This window comes from Pseudomonas sp. JAI111 (assembly GCF_024809425.1).
Classification (GTDB): Bacteria; Pseudomonadota; Gammaproteobacteria; order Pseudomonadales; family Pseudomonadaceae; genus Aquipseudomonas.
In genome coordinates, this window is the sequence record NZ_JANUCB010000001.1 from 159,498 (window position 1) to 186,213 (window position 26,716).

Annotated in this window: 15 protein-coding genes and 6 pseudogenes; 9 read left to right on the top strand and 12 right to left on the bottom strand. The window is 55.6% G+C overall.

Translation table 11 applies throughout. The features are described 5' to 3' along the window. Positions 1–95: 95 nt before the first annotated feature. Positions 96–794 (bottom strand): hypothetical protein, encoded by a 699-nt coding sequence (locus HNR03_RS00775; protein ID WP_259150096.1) that lies wholly within the window; start codon positions 792–794, stop codon positions 96–98. A gap of 47 nt (positions 795–841) precedes the next feature. Here HNR03_RS00775 and HNR03_RS00780 point away from each other — a divergent pair, with 47 nt between their 5' ends. Next, positions 842–2,899: a DNA cytosine methyltransferase gene (locus HNR03_RS00780; protein ID WP_259150099.1), complete on the top strand. Its 2,058-nt coding sequence runs from the start codon at positions 842–844 to the stop codon at positions 2,897–2,899. Between the two features lie 481 nt (positions 2,900–3,380). After that, on the top strand, positions 3,381–3,515 hold the full coding sequence (locus tag HNR03_RS00785) for a hypothetical protein (RefSeq protein WP_259150100.1): 135 nt from the start codon (positions 3,381–3,383) through the stop codon (positions 3,513–3,515). On the opposite strand, the gene HNR03_RS00790 is transcribed toward HNR03_RS00785, so the two are convergent. Then, positions 3,512–3,784 carry a hypothetical protein gene (locus HNR03_RS00790; protein ID WP_259150102.1) on the bottom strand — a complete coding sequence of 91 codons (273 nt, stop codon included), beginning with the start codon at positions 3,782–3,784 and terminating at the stop codon, positions 3,512–3,514. The two genes, HNR03_RS00785 and HNR03_RS00790, sit on opposite strands and share 4 nt — an antisense overlap. Positions 3,785–3,872: 88 nt before the next feature. On the opposite strand from HNR03_RS00790, the pseudogene HNR03_RS00795 reads away from it, so the two are divergent. Next, positions 3,873–4,166: pseudogene (locus tag HNR03_RS00795) on the top strand (integrase); the annotation flags it as partial. Between the two features lie 294 nt (positions 4,167–4,460). Continuing rightward, positions 4,461–5,915: a site-specific integrase gene (locus HNR03_RS00800; protein WP_144931753.1), complete on the top strand. Its 1,455-nt coding sequence runs from the start codon at positions 4,461–4,463 to the stop codon at positions 5,913–5,915. A gap of 760 nt (positions 5,916–6,675) precedes the next feature. On the opposite strand, the pseudogene HNR03_RS00805 reads toward HNR03_RS00800, so the two are convergent. From HNR03_RS00805 to HNR03_RS00815, 3 genes and pseudogenes are all read right to left on the bottom strand, one after another. Continuing rightward, positions 6,676–7,203 (bottom strand): annotated as a pseudogene (locus HNR03_RS00805) (transposase); the annotation flags it as partial. Between the two features lie 137 nt (positions 7,204–7,340). Further along, on the bottom strand, positions 7,341–7,463 hold the full coding sequence (locus HNR03_RS00810) for a hypothetical protein (RefSeq protein ID WP_259150108.1): 123 nt from the start codon (positions 7,461–7,463) through the stop codon (positions 7,341–7,343). 96 nt (positions 7,464–7,559) lie between these two features. After that, the gene (locus tag HNR03_RS00815; protein WP_259150110.1) at positions 7,560–9,002 is read right to left on the bottom strand and encodes a PAS domain S-box protein; all 1,443 of its coding nucleotides are present in this window, start codon (positions 9,000–9,002) and stop codon (positions 7,560–7,562) included. Positions 9,003–9,364: 362 nt separating this feature from the next. On the opposite strand from HNR03_RS00815, the gene HNR03_RS00820 reads away from it, so the two are divergent. Next, positions 9,365–10,183: a class I SAM-dependent methyltransferase gene (locus HNR03_RS00820; RefSeq protein ID WP_259150112.1), complete on the top strand. Its 819-nt coding sequence runs from the start codon at positions 9,365–9,367 to the stop codon at positions 10,181–10,183. A 100-nt stretch (positions 10,184–10,283) separates the two neighbouring features. On the opposite strand, the pseudogene HNR03_RS00825 reads toward HNR03_RS00820, so the two are convergent. After that, positions 10,284–10,579: pseudogene (locus HNR03_RS00825) on the bottom strand (histone-like nucleoid-structuring protein, MvaT/MvaU family); the annotation flags it as partial. Between the two features lie 146 nt (positions 10,580–10,725). Further along, positions 10,726–11,001: pseudogene (locus tag HNR03_RS00830) on the bottom strand (potassium transporter TrkG); the annotation flags it as partial. Between HNR03_RS00830 and HNR03_RS00835 the strand changes: the two are divergent. After that, positions 10,995–11,246, top strand: a pseudogene (locus tag HNR03_RS00835) (hypothetical protein); the annotation flags it as partial. The pseudogenes HNR03_RS00830 and HNR03_RS00835 overlap by 7 nt on opposite strands. A 678-nt stretch (positions 11,247–11,924) precedes the next feature. On the opposite strand, the gene HNR03_RS00840 reads toward HNR03_RS00835, so the two are convergent. Both HNR03_RS00840 and tnpB read right to left on the bottom strand, forming a co-directional pair. Next, positions 11,925–13,541, bottom strand: coding sequence for a DUF1254 domain-containing protein (locus HNR03_RS00840; protein WP_259150114.1), 1,617 nt, complete (start codon positions 13,539–13,541; stop codon positions 11,925–11,927). 194 nt (positions 13,542–13,735) lie between these two features. Further along, on the bottom strand, positions 13,736–13,933 hold the full coding sequence (gene tnpB / locus HNR03_RS00845) for an IS66 family insertion sequence element accessory protein TnpB (RefSeq protein WP_145318396.1): 198 nt from the start codon (positions 13,931–13,933) through the stop codon (positions 13,736–13,738). 662 nt (positions 13,934–14,595) lie between these two features. On the opposite strand from tnpB, the gene HNR03_RS00850 reads away from it, so the two are divergent. Continuing rightward, complete coding sequence (locus tag HNR03_RS00850; protein ID WP_259150115.1) at positions 14,596–16,674, top strand: bifunctional diguanylate cyclase/phosphodiesterase; 2,079 nt, start codon at positions 14,596–14,598, stop codon at positions 16,672–16,674. Positions 16,675–17,587: 913 nt separating this feature from the next. On the opposite strand, the gene HNR03_RS00855 is transcribed toward HNR03_RS00850, so the two are convergent. Next, positions 17,588–17,953 (bottom strand): histone-like nucleoid-structuring protein, MvaT/MvaU family, encoded by a 366-nt coding sequence (locus HNR03_RS00855; protein ID WP_259150116.1) that lies wholly within the window; start codon positions 17,951–17,953, stop codon positions 17,588–17,590. A 143-nt stretch (positions 17,954–18,096) separates the two neighbouring features. Then, the gene (locus HNR03_RS00860) at positions 18,097–19,563 is read right to left on the bottom strand and encodes a TrkH family potassium uptake protein (RefSeq protein WP_259150117.1); all 1,467 of its coding nucleotides are present in this window, start codon (positions 19,561–19,563) and stop codon (positions 18,097–18,099) included. A 700-nt stretch (positions 19,564–20,263) separates the two neighbouring features. Here HNR03_RS00860 and HNR03_RS00865 point away from each other — a divergent pair. Continuing rightward, positions 20,264–23,685 (top strand): annotated as a pseudogene (locus tag HNR03_RS00865) (Ig-like domain-containing protein). Positions 23,686–23,808: 123 nt separating this feature from the next. On the opposite strand, the gene nhaA reads toward HNR03_RS00865, so the two are convergent. Then, a complete protein-coding gene (nhaA, locus tag HNR03_RS00870; protein ID WP_259150120.1) occupies positions 23,809–25,146 on the bottom strand; it encodes a Na+/H+ antiporter NhaA in 1,338 nt (445 codons plus the stop codon). Positions 25,147–25,383: 237 nt separating this feature from the next. On the opposite strand from nhaA, the gene HNR03_RS00875 reads away from it, so the two are divergent. After that, positions 25,384–26,661, top strand: a complete 1,278-nt coding sequence (locus HNR03_RS00875; protein WP_259150122.1) for a DUF2254 domain-containing protein — start codon at positions 25,384–25,386, stop codon at positions 26,659–26,661. The last annotated feature ends 55 nt before the right edge of the window (positions 26,662–26,716 follow it).

Here is a 26,716-nt window from a genome sequence, read left to right on the forward strand (position 1 = left end):
CCGAACACAAATACCCCAACCCTAACCAAATTGCCACCACCGCTCACGGAGGTCGGCGCCTGCATCGCTGACCCCACCACAGGTTCAAGTGAACATCAGCTGAGTAGGAGCTTTTCCTCAATTCGACGCTCTAGCTTCGACAACAGTCTTTCCAGATGCGTTATGGCGTCACTATAGTTTTCGCATTTATTTTTTTCGAACCAAGACCAATGAGTTCGTATGGATTTTTCCGATCTTGCCGCTACCTGAGAATCTAAGTGATAGGTGCGCGACCAAAGAATATAACTTTTTGCAACTAATGAGCATCGATCAGAAAACATGTAGACGAAGGTGGATTCAATGTCGAAATTAAGGCGCCAGGCCGATTGACATTCGAGCAAAAGGTCCTTCAGCACTAGCGCTGCATTATCGCTTTCATCGATAGAGGCCTGGATTGTCTCGTTAACGGCGTCGGATAGTTCGGGTGTGGGCTTTTCATCGCCATGTAATTGCTCGACTGAAAATTCCGCCCAACCCCATGTAGTCATGATTTTGTCCTTGTAGCGATACAGAGCCGTCACCACCTTTCTTGCTAATTCAAGATCTGCAGACGCATTGACCTGATGCTTCCAAGTATTAATGTTCGCCGCCGCCACGCACACGGCAACAACGGTTGCTAGCGCACCAAGGACTTCAAAAAGATCGTGCACGCTATCGATGACGAAGAAACTTGTTTTCAATGGCACTTGAGCCCATACAGCGCCGCATCCGAACAATAAAAAACAACCCAGCCACACCACCCAATCACGCCTCATAACCCACTCCCCTGTAGATCCCGGAACTATACCGGCGAGGATCTCCTATGTCCGCACAACAGAAGAAACACCCCTTCGATTTCAAAACTCAATACGGACTCGGCTTCAGCACTCAGGACGATGAGATCGTTGTCGACTTCTTCTGTGGTGGCGGCGGCGCCGGTACCGGGTTGGAGATGGGCCTGGGCCGCGCGGTAAATGTCGCGAAGAACCACAGCCCTCAGGCGATTAGCATGCACACCGTGAATCACCCGGGCGCCGTGCACTACACCACCGACGTTTTCGATGGTGATCCGGACACCGAGTGCGGCGGCAAGGCCGTTGGCTGGTTCCACATGTCACCGGACTGCACGCACCATAGTCAGGCCGCCGGCGGCCAGCCGCGCAAGCGTGAGATTCGTAATCTGTCATGGATAGGCCTCAAGTGGGCCGGCAAGAAGAAGCCCCGCGTCATCAGCCTGGAGAACGTGAAACAGATCCTCCAGTGGGGGCCGCTGATTGCCAAGCGCTGCAAGGCTACTGGCCGAGTAATGAAGCTGGGCGGCGTCATTGCTGAGCCGGGTGAAGTCGTCCCGGTCCACCAGCAGTTCTTAGTGCCCGACCCGAAGCGGCGCGGCCAGACCTGGGCAACCTTTGTCTCCGAGCTGCAGCACTTGGGATATGTCGTCGAGTGGCGCGTCCTGAAGGCCTGCGACTTCGGCGCCCCCACCAGCCGAGAACGCCTATTCATGATCGCCAGGTGCGACGGCGAGCCGGTTGTCTGGCCAGCCCCGACGCACGCTAAACACCCAGTAAAGGGCCAGCAGAAGTGGCGCACCGCCGCCGAGTGCGTCGACTGGACCATCCCGAGCAAAAGCATCTTCGACCGGTCAAAGCCGCTGGCACCCGCGACCCTGCGGCGAATCGCTAAGGGCATGAAGAAGTTCGTCATCGATGCGGCTGACCCGTTCATCGTACCGATTGCGAACTGGTCCGGGGAAAGCGTGCAGTCAGCGCACGACCCGCTGCGCACCGTTACCTCCTGGCCCCGTGGTGGTTCGTTCGCCATGGCCAGCCCAATCATCGCGCCAGCCACGCACCAGGTCAGCGATCGTATCAACGACCCACACGCCCCTCTGCCGACGGTCACCTGCGCCAACCGAGGCGAACTGACTTTGATCAGCCCTACCTTGATTCAAACCGGTTACGGCGAACGCGCAGGACAAGAGCCGCGAGTGCCTGGGCTTGATCAGCCGCTGGGCACGGTAGTCGCTGGAGGCGTGAAGCACGCACTTGCTGCTGCGCACCTGGTGAAATTTCGGTTTGCTGATGAAGGCAAGGCTCTCGCCGAGCCGCTGCCAACCATCACCAGCGGCGGCAACTACCAGCGCCCTGCCGGTGCTGCCCACGCAATGGGCATCTCGACGGTATTCATGGCCCAGATGAACGGCGGCTTCAACACCACCGACGCCAAGAGCATTGAAGACCCGATGACCACGGTGACCAATACCGGCAGCCAGCAGCAACTGGTGACCGCCAACCTGGTGCACCTGCGCGGCAACTGCGATGCGCGGGACACTGCCGATCCGCTGCACACCATCAGCGCCGGCGGCACCCACCACGGACTGGTCACCGCATTCATGGAGCGTCAGTTCGGCGCCAGCGTTGGCCAGGCGGTGGATGAGCCAGCACCGACCATCACAGCAGGCGGTGGTGGAAAGAGCTCATTGGTTGAGTTCCAGCTTTCGCCGGAGGTTGAAGCCGGTGCACTGCGTGTCGCCGCATTCCTGATCAGCTACTACGGCACCGAGAACATGAGCGCCGCCGACGCACCAGCGCCAACGATCACTACCAAGGATCGACTCGGCCTGATCACCGTCACCATCAAGGGCACGCCCTATGTGATCGTCGACATCTGCCTGCGGATGCTGCAACCGGCCGAGCTGTACAAGGCTCAGGGCTTCCCAACCGACTACATCATCAGCCACGGCGCCGACGGCAAGCCGTTCACCAAGACTCAGCAGGTCCACATGTGCGGCAACAGCGTCAGCCTGCCCCCGATGGCTGCACTCGCTCGCGCCAACGATCCATGGCGAGCAGTCGAAGCCCAGGCAGTCGCGGCGTAATTTAAGCCCAGATAGCATTCGTAGTTTTTATGACCGGCGCTTGAACGCCCTTCAGACGTTCGGTTGTAAGCCACAGCCTCGTACGGTCAACTTCAAACTTTCTAGGAGTTGAAGCCTGCTCGGCGAGCAGTGACCCACTTAAAACATACGTTCCGCAGCCCTCGCAGCAGTAAGTATTCCCGTCGTGCACCGTTTCTAGGGGCTGAACACTCTGACCACAGATATGACAGTTCATCAAAATCTCCTTTTCTGAGCTGGTAACTGTAGCCGATCCCTCAACACCCTCCACCGCCCGGGCATGACCCGGCATAGGACGCCCCATGCCCACAGAAAACAAATCCCCTCGATATCGAAAACAAGGAGCTTGTATGAGCGAATGGACGAACGACATGAGTGACAAGGCCATGCACGCTTTGATGGAGCGTTGCGGGATGCTCCAGAACATGACGCTGCTCGGGGAGCTGAAGAAGCCGAGAATGCCATGCACCAGGCGTTCAAGCCTGAATGGGGCGGTCCGAATGACCCGGATGTACTCAAGCGTAAGAACGAAGAGTTGCAGCAGCGCCTGAACGCAGCGGATCAGCGAATTGATGAGCTGACTGCGTCGCGTCCTTAGACGAGAACCGACAAAAACCGAACGTTAAACGCAGCAATTATCAGCGCATTCACTAAGCCGGGCAGCCGCGTAAGCCCGAGAACCACATAAAGGATTGGACTGATCGAGCCGAATATCAGTTCTACGAATACGTCCGATGCCTGCTCGTCAAACACCGAAAAGGCCGCAATTACGGCCCATATCGTCAAAAAGACATACATCGTCACGCCGTCGACTCGATAGAAGGCCCGCTTGAACGCGTATCCCACGGTGTCCGTGTCGTTAAACATCTGAGTATCCCTACGTCGGTCGATTCGCTCGAGAGTAGCTGAATCGCAGCGTGAACCTCTACTCCCTCCCCCTTCAAAGTCAGCCGCTGTAGCGCAGACCAAGGATCACTGGACAAAGGTTGAGGAGCGGTATTTGACGCGAGCATTCAAGGAGGCCAGGGAAGCGGCGAACTGCTAGGCGGGATGGAAGGAAGAAGAGATGCCGGGCTTCCACGAAGTGCGAGCGCTGTCGCTGCACCTGTACAAGAAAGCCGGAAAGGATGGTCAGAAAATAGCTGGCCATGCGAGCGAGGGCATGACCAGAAACTACCAGCGGGACCACGAGGAAATCGTCTGGTCCGAAGCAATTCCGGACCTGAATATCAGCGAAATCACCGGGTAGTTTTGCGCCAGTTTTGCGCGGGTTTTGCGCAGGCACAAAAAAGCCGATCTAGTTGATCGGCTTAAGTGTCTGATTTTACTCAGGAATAATGGTCGGGACGGAGTGATTCGAACACTCGACCCCTAGCACCCCATCTCCTTTTTCATACTTCTTGAAAGACTCCAAAATTTTACTCTGGATTTTTCTAAGCTAGTATTTACTTGAGCTCCAGCGGTGTTCGGCTCTACGAGAGTCCAGGAACGTCCATCAAGAGCCGACGTTTTTGTGGGGGTAAAAGTAGGGGGAGTCTATTTCATGGCTAAAATTACCATCAAAGAACTCGAGTCGCTGACCGCCAATGATGCAGGCCGAATCCTCAGGGAGGATGGCAATCTCGCCGGTCGAATCTCAGTCCGCAAGGACGGTGTGTCGGTCAGCTTTTTCTATCGTTACCGGTGGGGCGACCAGAACAAAGAGTACGCCTGCGGAACCTGGCCGCGCAAATCTCTGACAGACATCCGCAAGGCGCGTAATCAGGCCAGAGCGCTCATTGACGAGCAGATCAATCCCAACGAACACAAGAAAACCGCCAAGGCACAGGCATACGCCGCGGCTAACGTAGAGACCGAACAAGTAAAAACGACAAAGGTGCAAACGCTGACCGTCCAGGATCTGGCCAAGGCCTGGCTGTTGGATGGCGTCGCGCGTAAAGACGGCAATGCCGAGTTGCAACGACGCTTTAACAAGGACCTTTTTCCGGCACTCGGTAAGACCGCAGTGAGCAGCGTCTCCGAACACGATGTTCGGGCGCTGATCCGTTCCGTGGTCAACCGCGGCGCTCACCGGCAAGCCATCAGCTTCTTCGCGGACCTCACTCAGATGTTCAGTTGGGCCAGAAAGCGCCAGCCCTGGCGGGCCTTATTGGTCGAGGGCGACCCGACTGAACTGGTCGACATCTCCCCATTGATCCCTGCCGACTACGAAGCGGAAAGAAGCCGCATCCTTTCCCCGGCGGAGTTGTTGGAATTGCACAACCGCTTCCAGCAAATGACCGTCGATTACAACGCCCTCCCCGTCGGACAAAAGTACGAAGGCATTCGGCCGTTAAAGAAAGAAACTCAACTCGCGCTCTGGATAAGCCTGGGCACCTTGTGCCGGATTGGCGAGTTGCTGCAGGCCGAATGGAAAAATGTCGATCTGGACCAGCAGACCTGGTTCCTCCCCAGTGAAAACGTCAAGGGCACCCGGGGCAAGAAGCAGGACCACCATGTCTTCCTCTCCCCCTTTGCCCTGCATTTCTTTCAGGAACTCAAAACCCTGACGGGAGACTCCCAATGGTGCTTTCCGAACAAGCAGGATGATGGGCATGTGGACGTGAAAGTGGTGAGCAAACAGGTCGGCGATCGCCAGGCCCGGTTCAAAAACCGCAAGGCCCTCTCCAGACGGTGCCATGACGATACCCTGGTCCTTGCCGACGGCCAAAACGGCGACTGGACGCCGCATGACCTGCGCCGCACGGGCGCGACCATGATGCAGGCTTTGGGTGTCAGCCTGGACGTCATCGATCGCTGCCAAAATCATGTACTGGCCGGCTCTCGAGTGAGGCGCCACTACCTGCATCACGACTATGCCGAAGAGAAGAAGTGTGCCTGGAACCTGTTGGGCGATCGACTCAGTGCCGTTCTTTCCTCAACCTACGAGCACCCACCGACCGAGTCGATGCTGTCTTTTCCAGCGTACGCCGCCACTGGTTCTCTACATCCTTCATAAGTCAGAAACTTTACTACAGCTCCCCGATCTGCGAAACGACCTCGAACGCGTCAGCACTGCTGCTCCTTGTTACTCGGCAAATCATTCTGCCAAAAGGTAGCAGCGAAGCTAGCTCCAACCCTCCTCCTGCCCCGCATTACCAAAATTGTCCTTTGTCTTACTGCTCCTCAAATAACGCTTACACTGGATTTTCAAACCCACGATTAATCCGGTAAAGGAGCGCCCTTTAGTGAACATGAATTGGGATGAGCGTATGCGTTCGCATCACACCTTGCGTGATTAGGCAGGCTGCCAGCTATGCGGCAGCAATTGCTCTGTCTCGCTCATCCTCTGTGTGGGTAATGGTAGCCGTTCAAGTAGTGTGATTGTGTTGCCAGAGCCCACTCATTTCTATGGCAGGCCCAGTACCAAGGCTTGACGTTGCGGCATCCAATTCCATTTCAAAGCAGAACGCCTAGCCAGTGAAATCTATGGTCACCCCCATTTTTGCAATACTGATTACCGGTTGAAGTGGTTGGCTTGCTTAAATCTATCCGGCGTCTAATTCGGGTATGCCCCGCGCCACGATGAGAGTCGCGCCTGACGAACCTTAAAAACTTGCTTGGCTTTTCTAGCTAGCCGATTTCACTGTCAGGATCTTCGCCAGGCCGGTAGGCCGTTCATTTCATCTGTTGCAAAACCTGAAAGGTGAACGCAGAGTCAGGCAGCCATGGTGCTTGGTCCTGCTTCATATTCGGTATGGTTGGTCGCTATTGCCCAGGCGATGCGCGCCAGTTTGTTGGGCAGCGCCCATTGCCACAGCCAGCAGGCTGGCGGTGATTGGCCCAACACACGGTATGCCCAGCAAACACTTGCCCAAATCATCGTCGGCAAGCTGGCCAAACCAGCTCTTAATCCAGTGCCTTGATCTGTTCATCCAGGTAGACAGAGTGATCGTGCAGACGCTGTAACAGCAGCGTCAGCCGCACGGGCAGTTCGTGCTGCGCCAGAACGCTGGCTAAGCGCTTCATCATTGCCAACCCTTGCGGAAGGCTGACGCCGAACGCCAGCACAAACCATGCATCTGGTTGACTGCCTTGGTGCGCTCACCCACCAGCGATTCCCGCAGACGATGCAAAACAGAAAGCGTCTGCTGGGCCTCGGTCTTAGGCGAAACAAAGCGCATCGATGGTCGCGACGCGGCTTCACAGATCGCTTCGGCATCGACGCAATCGTTTTTGTTGCCCTTCACGAAAGGTTTAATAAACTGCAGGGAAATCAGCTTGGCTTGATGGTCCATGGCTGTCAGCTAGCGCTGAGACTTCAGCAGTGGCGCTCGACCCTCGACGACAACGACTTTCGTATCCGCCTTGGCTACCAGACATTCACGTACCGCGTGCTGACTGACCAGGGCTCGCAGCACATCTTCCTGAATCGCCTCGCCGATCATTCAGCCCCCCCCGAGACTGACAGCTCGCCCGGCGGATCGTTACGCGTCAGGGTCAGCCCCTCCAGCTTGCCGCCCGGCTCGCCGTTGTAATGGAACACCTCGCCTTCGATCATGCCCACTTCCCAGGCTCCCTCGAAATAGCGGCCCTGGCGCAACTCGCCAAGCTTGATGCCCTCGGGATCGATTACGTCATAGCGGTGAACTCGCGCACTGCCCTAAGTCTCCTGCAGCGACTTTGCTGGAAACGTTAACCTGAGTGACAATCCTTCGGGCTTCCAATCGCGAAAAATCTCGCCATCAAGGTGCCCGCGCACTGTAGCTTTCGCCAAAAAAGTCCCGAAACCGCTTGCCTTAGGCTCACACTCAATCGGTGGCCCATTCCTTTCGTTCCAGTCGATGGTGAAAAAATCACCTATGTTGCTGCAGGAGACGTCCAACCGCCCTTCAGGTATTGAGAGGGCTCCATATTTGGCGGCATTGGTGGCAAATTCATGGAGCAATAGTGCGAAGCTGGTTACCGCATTCCCCGCAATGGAAATGTCGGGGCCGGTCACGACAGCGCGCGATTCGCTGAGGCCAGTAGCATAAGGTGCAAGAATCGTATTGATGAGCGTATGCAACGTAGTAGGCTGCTGCTTCCTGGCACCGTATGGGATGGTCAAGGTATGCGCGCGCGCCAAGGCGTTCAGTCGTTCAGAAATGGCGGATGCGAGCCCCGCGGATGTCGTTGCTGTACGAGCACTCAACACCACAACACTACTCGCCAGTGTGAACAAGTTTTTCACTCGGTGATCCATCTCCCGGATGAGTAGATTTTTCTGCTCTTCTGCCTGGCGGCGTTCGGTAATGTCGCGGGCGATCTTCGCCGCTCCTACAATAAAGCCTTGTTTATTTCGGATTGGGGAGATCGATAGGGAGATCTCGACGAGGCTGCCGTCTTTGCGTCTTCTGATGGTTTCATAATGTTCGATGCGTTCGCCGCGACGGATGCGCTCCAAAATGCCTGGCTCTTCATTGGCTCGATCCTGGGGAATGAGTATGGCAATCGGTTTACCAATGGCTTCCTCGGCGGTGTAACCGAAGAGTCTTTGGGCGCCTTTGTTCCAGTTGATGATCCTACCCATCAAATCCTTAGCAATAATGGCGTCGTCTGAAGACTCGACAATGGCGTCATGTCTCAGTGCGGCTTCATCGGCTTTCGTTTGCTCCGTAAGATCGACCAGCATATTGACGGCGCCAATCATTGTCCCATTTGCATTGAAAATCGGTGAGGGGAACGCGAGAAAGCGGATGCGCGTGCCATCCGGCCGCTCGGCAATGGCTTCTAGCCCTCTGATGGGGCGCTGTTCTTTCAAGGCAATGGCCATGGGGCATTGGTCATGAGGTAAAGGGGTGCCATCGGGCCAGTAGAGTTTCCAGGAGCCGCAAAACTCACTGTGGCCGAGTTGTGGTTTGATGCCCCAGAAAACAGCTGCCGCCTTATTATAAAAGGTGATGAGGCCGTTTATATCAGTGGTGTAAACAGCTTCGGGGAGCGCATCGAGAACGTCGGCTAAATCCAGATGATCAGGCACCGAGGGCAGTGGTCCCCCACTCTCGGAGGAGACGTGCGACTTAGCAGCGGCGGCGTCATCACGGTGACTTGACTTACGGCTCATTCTGACTCCAATGCTAATAACGTATGCCCTGCCGTTTAGGCAATGAAAGCATGTCAATAATTCGCGCGAAGACAAGGTCTACTTTCGCTGAACCCCGCTGCTCCACCCAGAGCATCAGCTCCATCACGGCCACCTCAGGGCCACCTCAGGGCCACCTCAGGGCCAGTTGATCATGGTAGATCCTATTCAGTACATCTGGCAGCGAATAATCACCTGACAGGATCACTTTTTCATCAGAAACGGTCAGAAGCGAAAACTCATAGTGTAGGTTGCAGAAAACATAAAGGAATGAAAACAACTACTCTGTATCCTCGGGGCCGTTTAAATACGGTTAGAGCGCAACTTAGCACAGGGTGATCACCATGAATCCCTCAGACGTCGACAGACTATTCGCCGAGTCGATTCCGCAGCTCTATGAACAATACATGGTACCGCTCATCTTCGAGCCCTACGCTGCTGACCTGGCTTCTCGTATCGCACTTCGCCAACCTTCTCGCGTGCTAGAAATTGCGGCGGGTACCGGTGTCGTGACGCGCCATCTTGCGGATACTTTGCCGCCTGAAGTAGCGATAGTCGCAACGGACCTGAATCAACCCATGCTCGATCAGGCCGCTGCGAGAGGCTCGAGCCGCCCCGTAGAGTGGCGCCAAGCCAACGCGATGCAACTACCGTATCCCGATGAGGCCTTTGACGTGGTCGTTTGCCAGTTCGGGGTTATGTTCTTCCCTGACAAGTTAAAAGCTTTCTCCGAGGCAAGGCGTGTCCTTCAACCCGGTGGGCTATTCATATTTAACGTGTGGGATCGAATTGACCAGAACGAGTTCGCCGACACTGTGACTCAGGCGCTCGAAACTCTCTTCCCGGACGATCCACCGCGATTTATGGCTCGAGTTCCGCACGGCTACCATTCTACTTCTGTTTGCGCTCAGGATCTTGCACGCAGTGGATTTACTCATTTGCCCGGGATCGCCACGCTGGCCGCACACAGTCGCGCGGACTCGCCGCGTATTCCTGCGGTGGCGTACTGCCAAGGCACACCTCTTCGTAACGAAATCGAGACGCGCGGTCCTTCACTCTTGCTCCAGGCCACCGACATCGTGACAACAGCTATAACAAGTCGGTTCGGCTCTGGCGTTGTGGACGGCAAGATTCAAGCTCACATAATTACCGTCGAACGGTAGTGTCTTCAGTCATCCGGCCCCACCCATTCAACGATAGCCTTGTGCCAACTCAGGCCGGGAAAAACTTAACGTCGTGTTCGGGATTAGTTGGCCACTACAAATTACCACCCTTGGTTTCGATCAACCCACCGGAATTCGGGTTCTTGTAGATCTTTACATTGCGAGCTTTGTGAACCACCTTCGCTGCGGCTTCACCTCTGGAACGCCTACTGGCGTGAGGATCAAGTAAGTTGATGACGTTGCGCAGACTGAAGCCGTACTCACCCAGCAGGCTCGGAGCTTGTTTTCAAAGTCCATTTCTCGCTGAAGGCCTGAATCGCCTTTCATCGACTCAAGCTCGGCCAACTGATCAGTCAGTTGTTGTTCAAGCTTGCGAAATTCAGCCAAACGAGACATAGGAAACGTTCCTTTTAAGGTTTAGGGTGAGGCGGAATACATATTCCTCATGCAAAGTGAGGGTTTGATTTTCGTCACCCATGCCCCGTTTAAACTGGCCAGTGGAGACCGAAAACGTGCGTGATACGACTCAATAGGTGTGAAGCTCAATATCTCCAGAAAACAGGAGTTAAGAGCACCAACCCTGTAAGGATTTCCAGCCTCCCAAGGAGCATGCCTACGGTCAGTAACCATTTGGCGATATCAGGTAATGATGAAAAATTACCTGCCGGACCAATGATCGTGCCAAGCCCTGGCCCGACGTTACACACCGCCGTAGCGGCACCACTCAAAGCTGTCGTCCAATCAAGCCCAGTGAGAGCCAAACCCATGGCGATAGCGGCAATAGTGATGGTGAAGAAAAATGAGAAGGTCGCTTGACCCGACCCTGCCTGCACCGCCTCTAACCTTCCCTGTGCCTACCGTCGGCCCGTCGCCGCAGCAGGACCCGGACAACGTCGCCCGCAGCGGCCCGTCGAGTTCGGCACTGGAAGCCTTCATGCGCCAGCCCGGGATTTACCCGTTTCCGCCGCAGTTTTCCAACGTTCTGGACCGCAACCCGTGAAAAGCGCAGATCGAAACCTTCCTCAACCGCCATCCGGTCGGCTCGCCGGCGGAGGGTCGTCCGCGCTGAACGGCCTGCGGCGCGGGACAGACCGCCAGTGAGGGCAATCAACTGTCTGTGCACAGGAGACGCCGTCCGTGCACTGGAGGCAGACACCACCCTTGGCACGATGACCTGCATTCTGCACTCGGTCCCGAGCCAAAATCTCGTCCTGGTCGCGTCAAGGTATTCATGCGGACGCGCTGCGTAGACGGGGACGACGTTGTAGCGCTCGAACCGCTGGTCGCCGGTATAGTAGATTAAAGCGCTAGGGATGCTGGGCGCTGCGACAAGTCGTGAATACCCCGGTACTGGGAAAGGTGTCCGCACCGGGGAACCTGATACGTCTGGGTGGTTTTCGATTGGCAGTATGCCGTCTATGGCGGCAAGCCCTCAAGCGACGCAGCCAGCGTCACCGGCTTCAAAGGTCATGCTACGGACACCTTGCCGACCTCTACATACCAAAACCTGGAATTGCACATCCTTATCCTGAGAATCGCTTCGCGTCACGAACCAAGTCAGGAGCCGTATGCGGTAGTTCCGCACGTACGGAACTGGGCGGGCGGCGGCAGGTAACTGCCTTCCCTACCGCAACCATTCGTTGAAGGTTTCTGGGATGTGCAAGGCTGTGATCTTCGCGTTTGAGTGCGTGAAGCCGATCCCTGTAGGAACCGATCCACGCTGTTCAAAATCGAAGTTCGATTACTTCACCAACTCGACCTCGCTCGGACGCCAGGTTTTGGTGAAGAAGGGCTCTAGCGGGCTATAGAGGCGCAGACATGGGAAGAAGCCTTTGCCGGGCATGGTTTGGATCCAGTTGCCGCGTGCCACTCCTTTAGGTTGCTGCGGCCCGAAGTAGACCGTCGTCGTCCCGTCAGCGTTTGGCTCCGCCGCCGGTGATGGGAAGCTTTGGCTGCCGGAGCGCGGATAGCGCTGTGGTGTGTCGAGCATTGACCGAGTCATGTTGTCGTAAAGCGTGAACGACCAGAATTTTTCTGCGGGGATGTCCTTCGGCAGGCTGACCTTGTAGGTCTTGGCGCCATCGAAGTAGTTATTCTGAGCGTCGACCATGGTCCACAAATACGTGGAACCAGCGCCGGGTAGTCGCATGGCCATCGCGGGTGTAATGCCGGTGACGCCGTAGAAGAAAGCTGAACGCGCATCCAGTTGGCGGTAACCGGTCGCAGGGAAAGGCTTCACTCCCTCCGGCGTGATCTGCGGAATCGGCGTTTCGAACTCGTGGCCGGTGGCGAATAGCATGTTCTGCCAATTCGCATTGTCGTAGTAATACCATGACCTATCGCGCGGACTCATGAACAGGCTGCGTGACGTCGCATTGGCTACCACCAGCGCTTCCATGAGAATTTTCTTCATTCGCGCATCAAGTGCAAAGGGCTTGCCCTTAACGATCCCGATGGCGGCGATTGGCCCCATCAACTCGGGGTCGAGGCTGGTGGCCGGTTCCTGCTGCACCACTTCGTTCAACATTTCGAAATATGAAAAGTCGTTCGGCGGAATGGTGTTCATCACCTTGCCGCTGCCTTCATGGAACGCGGTCGGCGGTGGCGGGGTGACCGCGCTAAGCTTGGCCTTGCCCGCCAAGAATTCGGCGATTGGTGTGCCGACACCGCCAGCCTTGTAGGGATAGACCTTGGTGAGTTTCTTGATCTGTTCCACCACCGGCTTGGGATCGTTGCCGTTCTCGATGAACGCGCGCGCGAACCACACGCCGTGTGTGGTCTTGGAGTGGGCGACGTTAAACTCCCCTTCTGGCAATGGGCCTTCGTAGTCCGGCGGCACAATCAGATATTTCCCTCCTTGGCCGCGGTCAGGACCTGGCACGCCCATGTCAATAATCCAGCGGAACCAAGCATCCTGGACGGTACCGAGGACTCCCGGCGGGACTTCCACCACCATCGGCCCCTTCGAGAGATCGAAGCCGGAGATGATATAGATCGTGTCGGCGTTGGGCGTCAGGAACAGCGATTTGGAATCCATCAGCTCCGAGAAAACGATTACCTCGTTGTCTTTCACGCCGATGTCCTGCAGACCCTTGCGGATAGCGTGGATGCTGACGCCTTGCAGAGTGTCCGAAAACGCGCGAGTCGCGTGCGAGAAGTCCAGTTGCTCATAGACTTTGTCGAGCGTCGCCTCGCTCGGCTGGCCGTCCAGGAATTCCAGCGTACCGAGGCGGGTTTCGCTCTTGGCGGGCGTCGTGAGCGACTCAGGGATCGTCTCGGCCCATGCGCAGGTAGCGAACAACAGGCTGGCAATCACAGCGCTGCCCTGTCCGATGGTGGTGCGGGGGAACGTTTTCATGGATACCACTCCTTGTGTGTATTTTTTGCTTGTGTGTTTACGAAGCCTCACATAGCTCTTAATCCGGGGCAGTCTCAACATACGGGGCGATTGCTGGCCCGTAACTCTTCCTTTGGCCAAGCTCTTTGGCTGACAGGTTATTTCGAACAAAGTAAAGCACTGAATGAAGGTGTGTAAAAAATATAATTGAACAATTAACGGGACTTGCATTCCAAACACCAATCCCGGTGAACCAGAACTTTCATTCTATTCGCGCGTCGATTGACAAAGAGATAAGCGCAGTGCGGCTTCGCCGCACAAAATACGGCAATGACTCTGGCAAGCGCGGTCTCGGTACCGGCGCGCATATCCATGGGCTCGGTGGCTAGCCAGATGGCCTCGATACTAATCATTGTGTGAGTCCACAGACAAAGCGAACACAACCTTCGGGATCGGAAGTTGGCCGTTTCACTATAAATTGATGCTCGCCAAGCGAAGCTAGATAGTCGCCAGCGCTTCCTCTGCTCGCTTGGGCGTAGCTCTCAGAGGAGAAAAAGCCGGCAAGGCCGCTGCTAGTTGATCTCGGTAAAGCGGCAGGCATTTACGGATCACGTTGACGTTGACCCCGTGGCGGACGGCAACGTTGGAAACGGTCGCCCCAGGTCGCAGTGCCCTTCCACATGCCGAAGCGGACTGCGTGGGTTACGTCGTGTGACTTCGCGAGGTGGACAGGCAGCCCCTTTCCATTGAACTAACTCCAGAGCCCAATCGTAACTATCGCCGCTATTGGGCGAGCGCGGGCCGCCTTTGGGAACTTAACTTAACTTTTCCGCTACTATGTTTGGCATATCCCAGTGCAGAAATCGGCGGGAAGAATCGAGGGCGAATCTGCAGAAGCGCAACGCTAGCAGCTTCGTCGTGATCCGTCGCTTAGAGCGGATGAAGATGTCCCAAGATCGGCACGTTGGCTGATTAAACGCGGTTAAGGTTGCTCCGTCGATATGAGAAATCAGTTTATAGTTGCACTTTGTATAAATTACACAGCATCGCCGCGTGCGCTCTAGGATGGAAGTTCATGCTTCTCAGCAGCTACAACAGTATATTCGTCACATTTTCTGTGATTGTCGCCATTCTCGCCTCGTATACGGCCCTTAACATGGCCAGTCGGGTATCCAGCTCGACCGGAAGAGCATCAGCGTTATGGCTGATAGGTGGCTCGTTTGCCATGGGATTCGGCATCTGGTCGATGCACTTTATCGGCATGCTCGCCTTCAACCTACCTATCTCTCTGGGCTATGACGTACCGCTCACTATTCTGTCGTTATTGATCGCAATCACTGCTTCGGCTTTTGCCCTCTGGTTGGTCTGCCAAAAAGAGTTGCCTTGGCCGCGTCTGGCCCTGGGCGGCCTGTTGATGGGTGCGGGTGTTGCCGCCATGCACTACACCGGCATGAGCGCCATGTTGATGACTCCGAGCGTCATCTACATTCCCTGGATCTTTGCCCTGTCGATTGTCATCGCGGTGCTTGCCTCGGGAGCCGCGCTGTGGATCGCTTTCCGCCTGCGTCGGGACTCAAAAAGAGCGACGTATGCCCGTATCGGTGCGTCGCTGGTAATGGGGTGTGCCATCGTCGGCATGCATTACACCGGAATGGCGGCAGCGCAGTTTCCCGTTGGAAGTTTCTGCGGCGCGGCCAACAGCGGTATCGATACCAAGTGGCTGGCCGTATTGGTGATCGTGGTGAGCCTTGCGGTATTCGCCATTGCCTTGATCATTTCCATGCTCGACGTACGTACTAACCTTCTGGCGGCATCACTCGAAGAGGCCACAAGCGAACTGGTGCAGTTGGCGCTGCATGACAATCTGACAAAACTGCCAAACCGCGTTCTGCTGAATGATCGTCTTGACCAGGCCATTCAGAAAGCTACGCGGGAAAAACGCCATTTTGCATTATTGTTCATGGACTTGGACGGATTCAAGGCCATCAACGATGCCTATGGGCACCACGCAGGCGATCTTTTGTTGATTGAGGTCTCGCGACGAATTCTCGACACAAAACGCTGCGAGGACACCGCCGCGCGTCTGGGTGGCGACGAGTTCGTTCTGCTGATCGATCCGGGCGAGCCCGAAGATGCCGCAGCACTAGCTCAACGGCTGATCGAAAGCATTGGAAATGTCTACAACATCACCCGCAATACCCTATACGTGTCGGCCAGCATCGGCATTGCCTTGTTTCCCAACGATGGCCTTACTGCGGATGAACTCATGGTCAACGCAGATGCCGCGATGTACCACGCCAAGGAACTGGGGCGCAACGGTTACTGTTTCTTTGAAAGTGCAATGAATGCCAATGCCCATCAACAGATGCAATTGCAACAGGACCTACGTCAGGCGCTGGCTCGAAGCGAATTTCTCCTGCACTACCAACCTAAACTGCTTGCCCCCAATGGCCCGATGATCGGAGTCGAGGCCCTGATTCGCTGGGAAAATCCGCAGCTGGGCCTGGTCCCGCCTGATCGTTTTCTACCACTGGCCGAAAGGACCGGTCTTATCATTCCGATTGGTAACTGGGTGATCGACGAAGCGTGCCGGCAAATGAGCCAATGGCACGCTGAAGGACACCGGGACTGGAGCATTGCGGTCAATCTGTCCACCGTTCAACTAGGGCATGCCAGCTTGGTCAATGTCGTACGCTCGGCATTGGAGCGTCATGCGCTGGAAGCGCGCTTTCTGGTTCTGGAAGTCACTGAATCCACGGCCATGCGCGATGCCGAAGCCAGCCTGGTGATTCTTGAGCAACTGGCGGGACTGGGAGTCAGCATCTCCATTGACGACTTTGGGACGGGCTACTCCAGTCTGCTCTACCTGAAACGCCTACCCGCCAATGAACTGAAGATTGACCGTGGCTTTATCACCGAGTTGGCACAAGGCAATGATGATGCGGCGATCGTTTCGGCGATCGTTGCACTGGGTCAAACCCTGGGGCTCAAAATTGTTGCCGAGGGCGTGGAGACCGCCGAACAGCAAAACCTGCTCACGCAACTAGGCTGTCACACCTTGCAGGGCTTTTTACTTGGCAGCCCTATGACGGCAGAGCAATTGGTAAAAAGCCTGACGACAACCGCGATTGACGAGGCGCCAGCGTCTGCTTGATGCATTCTAACCCTACCGATAGATACCGGCGGAGCTGTGTATAAACTTTTGGAGTCAATTTCTTGGTCTGAACCGGAATAAAAAACTCGCTGTGCGGCAAGTTTTAGGTCTGCTGATCGCTAATGCAAATAGGTTTGATTGCTGACCGTAATCAATCAAAGTGGAAGTTTTCGAGCTAGCGGCAATACTCCAGTTCGCATCAAAAACCATTTGATTGAATGTGGGGCGACAAATGACTTCTACCGATTATGGGCCAGATCAACCGCGATTACCGTTCATCAAGCGCTGCTTGCGTGAACCGTTACTGCACTTTCTCATCGCCAGTTTCGTACTCTTTGGGATTTAGGGTGGTTTGCACAGCTCCACCGTCAACCAAGATCCCCCAACAGATAGTGATTACCCCGAACGCCATTCAGCGCATCGAGCTATCCTGCCCCCCTTTGGATTACCTGTAAGTGCCTGAGGTGTAGCACATCGATGATGCCGTGCGCTCATCGAACTCAGACCAGATGAAGTTACTGCTTTGCTCTGCGATCAAGTCTTCGTAGCAAACCAAACCAGGCACCTCAATCGCCGGCATTTGCTCCCGGTTACACAGCGCAATGAAAGCTTTGACGGTTTTCAACTTATGCGCCAACTGTTCGACCAGTGCGGCGAACGACAAGTCGAAAAACAGATATAGATCCTCGGCGTGATTGGCGATGAGCTCGATTTACTCGGCGAATAGCCGGGGGTTGATCGTGTGCAACACCGCGCCGATAAGCGGATGGCGTCAGAAAGGCGTGTTAGCCGGACGCTTACGGATGGCGCAGCGCCGATAGATAAACAATAGAGGTCGCCATACCGGACGCTAAACTGATTGTCGACGTTAACAAAAAGAGCCCACGCAGGGCTCTTTCTACTCAAAACGATCTTATTGAGTGCGCCATGACTCGACAACATCTGCGCCAAACTCAGTTTTCCATTCTTTCAATTGGCGATGATTACCACCCTTCGTTTCGATCAACTCACCGGAATTCGGGTTCTTGTAGATCTTCACATTACGAGCTATGCGGACCACCTTCGGTGCGGCTTCACCTGTTGAACGCCTACTAGCGTGAGGATCAAGTAAGTTGATGACGTTCCGCAGACTGAATCCGTACTCACCCAGCAAGGCACGGAGCTTGTTTTCAAAGTCCATTTCTTGCTGCAGGCCAGAATCGCCTTTCATCGACTCGAGCTCGGCCAGCTGATCGGCCATTTTTTGTTCAAGCTTGCGAAATTCAGCCAAACGAGACATGGGAAACGTTCCTTAAGGTTTAGGGCGAAGCGGAATACACATTCCTCATGCTAGTGCTGATTTGATTTTCGTCACCCATGCCCCTTTTAAACTGGCCAATGGAGACCGACAAAGTGGGAGCTACGACTCAATAGTTGTGAAGCTCAATATCTCCAGAAAACAGGAGTTACGCGCACCAACCCTGTCAGGATTTCCAGCCTCCCAAGGAGCATACCTACGGTCAGTAACCATTTGGCGGCATCAGGTAATGATGAGAAATTACCTGCTGGGCCAATGATAGTGCCAAGCCCTGGCCCGACGTTACACACCGCCGTAGCGGCGCCACTCAAAGCAGTCGTCCAATCAAGCCCAATGAGAGCCAAACCCAAGGCGATAGCGGCAATAGTGATGGTGAAGAAAAATGAGAAGGTCAAAAGCGAACGCAAGATCTCCTCGTCAATGGGATGACCGTTGTAATTCTTCTGAATCACGGCCCGAGGATGGATCAGCTGCTTCAAACTACTTACCAGTAAGGCGCCAGCAACCTGAAATCGGAAAATTTTGAGACCTCCAGCCGTAGAGCCCGAACATGCACCGACGAAGGTCAGATAGAAAAAGAGCAAGACGGCGAAGCTGCCCCATAAGGTGTAATCGCCAACCGCAATTCCGGTGGTCGTGACGACCGAGGTCACATTGACTGCCACGATACGAAACGCATCCCACCATCCGTAATCGCTGTGAAAATACAGCCAAGTGCCCACCGTCAGCCAGGTGACGATCAAGAACCCAATAAATCCGCGTACCTGGTGATCCTTTATCAGCGCACGCCGATGACCGCGCAACATTGCGACGTACAAGGTAAAGGGCAGGCTACCCAGAATCATGATGACCACCGCCACCCAGTGAATCGCTGGCTGCGTCCAGTGCCCAAGTGAGGCGTCCGACGTTGAGAATCCTCCAGTAGAGATCAACGACATGGCGTGGTTGACCGCTTCAAAAGGTGTCATCCCCGCCATCCAGAGCGCCAGAGCTCCGGCACCCGTGAGTCCCAGATAGAGAATAAGGATGTACTTGGCGGCCACGTGGGAACGTGGCGTCACTTTGTCCGACCAGTCTGAGGACTCAGTCTGGAAAAGACGCATGCCACCCACTCGCAACAGTGGAAGGATCGCCACAGCCATGCCAATGAAGCCGATACCACCGAGCCAGTGCAGCATCGAGCGCCAGATCAACAATCCAGGTGAAGCCGTATCCAAACCACTCAGGACAGTCGAGCCTGTGGTTGTAATGCCGGACATCGTTTCAAAGAAAGCGTCGGTGTAACTGATGTGGCTGATGAACACCATTGGCAACGCCGCGAAGGTACACACAACCACCCAACTGCCTGTCGTCAGCAGGTACATATCCCTCGGACGAAGTTGGGCAGTATCTGGGCGCCCTCGCACGATCAACAAGAGGCCACAGATGAAGGTGATCAAACTCGACCATAGAAATGCGGGAATGTCATCGTTGTGCTCGTAGGCCACGAGCGTAGCCATAGGAATGGCCATAGGAATGGCCATGCTCACGGCCAGCGTGATCAGAAATACACCCAGGATGAAACCGATAAGCCGCATTGCCGCGATGGACATAGAAATAGCCTGCCAAATTGAAGCCGAGCAGCCTTTTCAATCAGGCTTCAGACCGTTAACGACCACCCAACTCGCAATCGAAGAAATTAGAGAATATCTGCGACCTTTTTTGAGAGATGGCTCCTACGAATAAAAAACCCGGCACAGGGCCGGGTTTACCTATATTCCCCGACTGCGCAGTTCCCAAATGAGAGGGATGGAGAACTGAACGAGAAACACAGGTCGCCGATATTGCCAAAGCATATTTTGTAAAGCAATCCATCTATAAAAATGCTACGCCAGCTAGCGGTCGCCTTCGCCATTGCATGGGCAATGTTGGACATAAGAACCATTAATCCAGAGAAACCATCAGCGCTCTGATTGATCCCAATCTCCAATTGAGCTTGATCGTCTATAAAGGGCCGCTCTTTGGGACGAATTTAGAAGAATTCAAGCAGATTTCCTCGGTTGATCACTTTTTCTATAAATGGGGTACTACACCCAGTCGCTCGGACTGGCACCACCAACTCTGAGGAATATCCCCCAACGCTACCTGCAAGCACCCAGAAACACTTTGAAACAACCAACTTATTCATTAGAACTTTTTTCTACGCCCCGAATGATGACCCAACAGTTGCACTCCCCCTCCTTAACCGCAGCAGCTGCCGCCTCCACGGAGATGGTGGGTTTCGCCAATTTGGCATGACGCGAAGGGAACATAATGAAATCTGATACACCACCGTTCAAATCAACCCGCTATTTGCGAAGGTCTGGTGTCGCTTGCGCAGCGATGCTCTTCACCCTGACCACGGCCAGTGCTGTCCCGCTTGACGATGAAGGCCAGCCACCGCCGACAGACCCGTCGGCCTACTACCCCCCCCTGCCGATCCGTTGACAGCGGCTGCCGAGTTGGATGCCATCAAAGGCATGACGGAAACCAACCAAGGCGCTATCACCCTGCCCAACGGCGTGTACGGCGACCGGGACACGCCGCGAGCGAACAACGTGCTGCCGCCAAGCTTGCAAACTTCGTTCAACTTTCCCACCAACGGGAAACCCAGTCCGTTATTCGGTGCACAGCCCTACACTCAGCAATTACTGCTGTTCGAAGAATTCGGCACGGAAAAGCTCGACCCGACCCTGCCTGCACCGCCTCTGACCTTCCCTGTACCCACTGTCGGCCCATCGCCGCAGCAGGACCCGGACAACATCGCTCGGAGCGGTCCGTCGAGTGCAGCACTGGAAGCCTTCATGCGCCAGCCGGGGCTGTTTCCATTTCCGTCGCAGTTCTCCAATGTGCTGGACCGCAACCCCTGGAAAACGCAGATCGAAAGCTTCCTCAACCGCCATCCGGTTGGCTCGCCCGCCGAGGGTCGTCCGCCAGGAAAGGGTTGGTCGCATCAGCGCTGGAGCGAGTTCTACCCACAGGTCGCCTTCAAAACTGTGCAAGCGGGCGCCAAACTCAACGGCGGCATGCGCGACCGCAGGCAATTGCACAACTACGCCGTCGGTGAGTTCGGGCCTGGCGGTCTCTACTACCAGACTTCGGATATCCCGACCACGACCGGTACGACCAAAGGCATCGACACCCGTTTCCACCCCAATTTTCCGATACAGAATCACAATGCGTTATGGACCTTCGACGGTACCTTTCCGCCTAAATTACTCATGGTGCGTTACGGTCAACCGGTGCTGATGCGGCATTACAACGCCTTACCGATCGACCCGGCTGCCAACATGGGCTTCGGCCTGCACACCATCAGCACCCACGAACACAATGGCCACTCCCCGGCTGAAAGCGACGGCTACACCAACGCGTTTTTCTTTCCGGGGCAGTACTACGACTATCGCTGGCCGCTACAGTTGGCCGGTTACGACACCATCAACACCACAGCGCAGGACCCGCGGGCGGCGTTCCCATGCGCACCGGGTGAGAAGCTGTTCGTCAACGACGCCAGCCCCGGTCTGAAGACCTGCGAAAACGGCACGATTAAGATCCGTGGCGACTGGCGCGAAACCATGAGTACTCACTGGTTCCACGACCACATGCTCGATTTCACTGCACAGAACGTCTACAAGGGCAACGCGGTGATGATGAACTACTATAGCGCCCTGGATCGCGGCAACGAAGCGATCGAGGATGGCGTCAATCTGCGCCTGCCCAGCGGTTCGGCATTGCCCTGGGGCAACCGCGACTACGACGTCAACTTGGTGGTCGCCGACAAGGCCTGGGATCAGAACGGCCAGCTGTGGTTCAACCCGTTCAACACCGACGGCTTCCTCGGCGACCAGATCCTGGTCAACTGGCAGTACCAGCCGCGCTTGAAAGTGCGGGCGCGCAGCTACCGTTTCCGCATTCTCAACGGCTCGGTGTCGCGCTATCTGCGCATTGCCCTGGTGCGTGAAGTGGCCGGTAACGGCGGTGAATTCTCCGGCCCCTCGGGCTCCGGCGTGTCCTACACCCGGGTGCCGTTCCACATGATCGGCAACGACGGCAACCTCATGGAGCACGCCGTGCCGTTCGACGGCAGCATGGACCTAGACGGCGATGGCGATAAGCAGAACCACAACGCGATTCTGCCGACCCAGGGCATCGCCGAACGCTTCGACATCATCGTCAACTTCGCGAAAAACGGGATCAAGACCGGCGACAAGCTGTACTTCGTCAACCTAATGGAACACAAGACCGGAAAGGGTCCAGAGAAAAACACCCTGAGCCTTGCGGACGTGCTGTCCGAGAAGTACAAAGCGGTGATCAAGCAAGGCAGCAAAGGTCCGGAGTGGGACAAGGGAGATCCGGTAGTGGGCAAGTTCATGCAAATGATCGTGCAGCCCTATACCGGTACAGATGTCAGCATGAACCCGGCTGACTATGAGCCCGCCAAACCGGGCAAAGCCGCCGGAAAAGTCATGATCCCGCTGACCCTCGACCGCGATGACCCAGCCGTTCAGGCCAAGCTGAAACTGGCGCGCCACCGCGAGTTCATCTTCGGCCGCTCCGACGGCACAGACGAAGCTCCGTGGACCATCAAGACCGACGGCGGTTTTGGCTACAGCATGGACCCACGCCGGCTCAACGCGGCCCCGCAACTGGCCAACGGCCCGACCGATGGCGGCTACGTCGGAGACGGCACCCTGGAGGTGTGGAAAATCAAGAACGGCGGCAACGGCTGGAACCATCCGGTACACGTACATTTCGAAGAAGGCATCATCCTCAGCCGCGACGGCAAGGCGCCACCGGAATGGGAAAAATGGGCACGCAAGGACGTGTATCGCATCGGCCAGGGCATCGACAGTTCGGTCGATGTGGAAATGGCGATCCATTTCCGCGAGTTTGCCGGGACCTACATGGAGCACTGCCACAACACTCAGCACGAGGACACGTCGATGCTGCTGCGTTGGGATATCGAGCATCCGGGCCAGTTCCAGTTGATGCCAACGCCACTGCCTGGCTGGGACGGTGTCACTTACGTCAACTCCGCCGCGCTGCCGACTTTTCGCAGCGGCGACGGTAACGGAAACAATGACGACGATGATGACCAGGGTTCGAACAAAAAACCTGTCGCCAACCCGGACAGCGCCGCCAGCAGTAATGGGCAGCCGGTGACCATCAACGTGTTGGCCAACGACACCGACCCTGACGGCAACCTGCCGCTCAAAGTAGTCGGCCTGGAGCAGCCGGACTCCGGTCAGGGCACGGTCAGCACCGACGGCGTACGTGTGATCTATACGCCACCGGCCAGCGCCCCCGCGCCGTTCACCGCGACCTTCACCTATCAGGTCAGCGACGCCAAGAACGCGGTCTCGCCACCAACCACAGTCTCCGTAGCAGTATCGCCAGCGCCGGTGGTCAACGAAGATCTGGTGGTCACCAGCGCGACGGTATTGGCCCGCAGCAACAACCGTTACACCTGGGACCTGGCGGGTACCACGTCGAAGGGGACCGGCAATACGCTGACAGTCACGGCGATGACGACCGCAGGGCCACTCAACCTGGGCAATGCGATCCTCACGCCAACCGGTACAGGGGCGCGCTGGCGGGTATCGGTAACCACCACCGGCAGTGGTCCATCGTCTAACCCGACTGCGACCATCAGTTCGACATTCGGGAAGAGCATTACGGTCCCGATCAGCAGTCGGTGAATTTTATCTGGAGTTAAGAGGGATACGAGTACGAAAGACGCTCCATAAAACACCACGGCGTAATGGCCAATCAGTCGTTGCGCCGTGTTGTTCGCAATGGATATTCGTGCGAAGAGAGCAGGCTTAGAACTTCATCTTCCCCCAGATCAGTCCGACGATTGCAGCCAGCGCCGAAGCCGCAAGCACACTGAGTTTCGCCGCAGACAGTAATGCCGGATCAGAAAATGCCAACGACGAGATGAAGATGGACATCGTAAAACCAATACCGGCCAGCAGCCCTACCAGCCCGACACCACACCATGTCACGCCCTCAGGCAGCTTGCAGACGTTAAGTTTGACGAGGACGACGCTCGCCAGAACAATTCCAAGTGGCTTTCCGAGGACCAGCGCCGATATCACACCCACAAAGACACTCCGCGAGACAGCATCGTCCAGGTTGATGCCTTGCAGACTCACACCCGCATTGGCCAATGCAAAGAGCGGCATGACACCAAACGCTACCCAGGGGTGCAGTCCAGCCTGAACGCGCTGTACCGGAGGCAATATTTCCCTCTGGGCTTGCTGGAGTTGCTTCAGCGGTTTAGCGACCTCCTGCGGACTGTTGTTGGTTTGGGCAAACCTGTCCATCAGTTCATGGAACGTACGCCCAATGGTCTCTAGTGGACGTTCAGTTGCGGGCTTTGAGTTTACCGGCGTCATAAGACCGAGAATGACGCCCGCAAGTGTTGGATGAACACCAGTTTTCAGGAGACCAAACCAGACAATGGCGCCAGGCAGCAGGTACGCGTACGCCTTGCCAATGCCCATGCGCTGAAAAACCAACACCAAGACCAGCCCACTCAGCGCTACCACTAGGCCCAGATAATCCAGGCTCGCGGTATAAAAAACAGCAATGACCAAAATGGCAACAATGTCGTCGATGATGGCCAGTGCCAGCAGCAGCACGCGTATGCCACCTGGAATCGACTTTCCTAGCAGTGCTAGAACCCCCACAGCAAAAGCAATGTCGGTGGCGGTCGGTACAGCCCAACCTGTACTGGCTTCGGTACCGTGATTGAACGCCATGTAAATGATCGCCGGCATCAAAACACCGCCCAACGCAGCGCCAAGCGGCAATGTCGCCAACTTGAAATTCGCCAGCGCGCCGTCATTAATTTCCTGCCGTATTTCAGCACCCACCACGAGAAAGAAAACGGCCATCAACCCATCATTGACCAAAAAATGCAGTGAGCACGAGACTGTAAAGTCGCCTAAACCTAAGGTGAGTTGGGTGTTCCAGAAATGCTCATACGAATCAGCAAGCGGGCTATTGGCCCAAATGAGCGCCACCAGCGCAGCGAGTAATAGAACGATGCCGCTAACCGCTTCGATATGTGAAAACCGTTCTATAGCGGAAAGTGCACGAGCGGTTAAAACCTGAGGACGGGGAATAGAGGAGGACGCCGAGTATTTATCAGACACATTGACTCTCCGCCGGCGGCCCGACCAGCGTTTGAGCTTTAACCTGCGCTGTACTGTATGCAACAACGCACCCAGGCCGATGATAAGGAGCTGCTAGGCAAGATGCAATGGAACTCCAAACTGCTGAATGAACCTTCGGTCATCAGGAACACTCCATCTAGGGTGATCAGCCCTCCTCCTTTTGACTCAGACTCGGAGTCTTCCAACCGATCACGTCACTGTCACAAGGTATAAACAATGATCGCTCGTTGGCGCTGGCTGCTCCATCAACTGACCAAACGGCTGTGGTTCAGGGCCACGCTGTTTTCGCTTCTGGGCGTGGCAACAGCGCTGCTCGCCGTCGTCTTCAAGGACTACATTCCCGAATCATTGCCCGCCCGTATCGGCGCCGATGCCGTGGATAAGATACTGGGCATTATTGCCTCAAGCATGCTCGCAGTGACCACTTTTTCGTTAAGCACGATGGTGACCGCCTACGGTGCTGCCAGCAGTGGCGTGACGCCTCGCGCCACCACGCTGGTGATGGAGGACACCACCACACAAAATGCCCTCGCGACCTTTATCGGCTCATTTCTTTTCAGCCTGGTGGGAATCATTGCACTGAGTACCGGAGCCTACGGCACACAAGGAAGGGTTCTGCTATTTGCGGTGACCATCGCCGTGGTGATTCTGATTGTTTACACGCTTCTGCGCTGGATCGATCACCTGTCCAAACTCGGACGAGTGGGTGAAACCATTGATCGTGTCGAACAGGCGACCATCGACGCCATTAACGACAGGGTCCAATGGCCTCATTTGGGCGGTGCCGCCTACCCTGCCGAGTGGATGATTGCATCCTCGGCTCAAACAATCACCAGTCACCAAACCGGATACGTCCAACACATTGACGTATACGCGTTAGGCGTCATCGCCAAAGCAGACGAGATGCAGATTTTTCTGGACATCCTTCCGGGAAGCTTTGTGCATGTAGGCATGCCGCTCGCCCGAATTGTGAACCTGAACAAAGAACGCAAAGACGAATTGCACGCCAGTGCCGAAAAAATCCTTGGCGCCTTGACCATAGACGTACGCCGTACGTTTGAACACGATCCCCGGTTCGGATTGTCGGTACTTTCGGAGATCGCCTCACGCGCGTTGTCGCCAGCGGTCAACGATCCCGGAACAGCAATTGACGTCATTGGCCGGGGGGTCAGAAGCCTCACTTGTTGGGGTAAACCACAAGACCAAGCCGCGAAAATCGATGAAGACTGCGAGCAGGTTTACCTTCGCGGCCTGACTGTCGATGACCTGTTCGATGACTTTTTCGCACCGATTGCCAGAGACGGTGCGAGCTTGCTGGAAGTAGACCTGCGCATGATGAAGGCGCTTGTAAGTCTGGCGCAGATAAACCCGCAGATGTTCAACGATGCTTGTGTCAGGAACGCAGACCTTCTGCTCAAACGCGCAGACCTGTCGCTGACATTGGATGAAGATAAACAAACACTCCGTGCAGCGGCTCGACAACTGGTGCGTTAGATCAATCTGGTTTTCGTGGCGCTGCGATACTGTCTGTCGAATGCAGAAAACCACG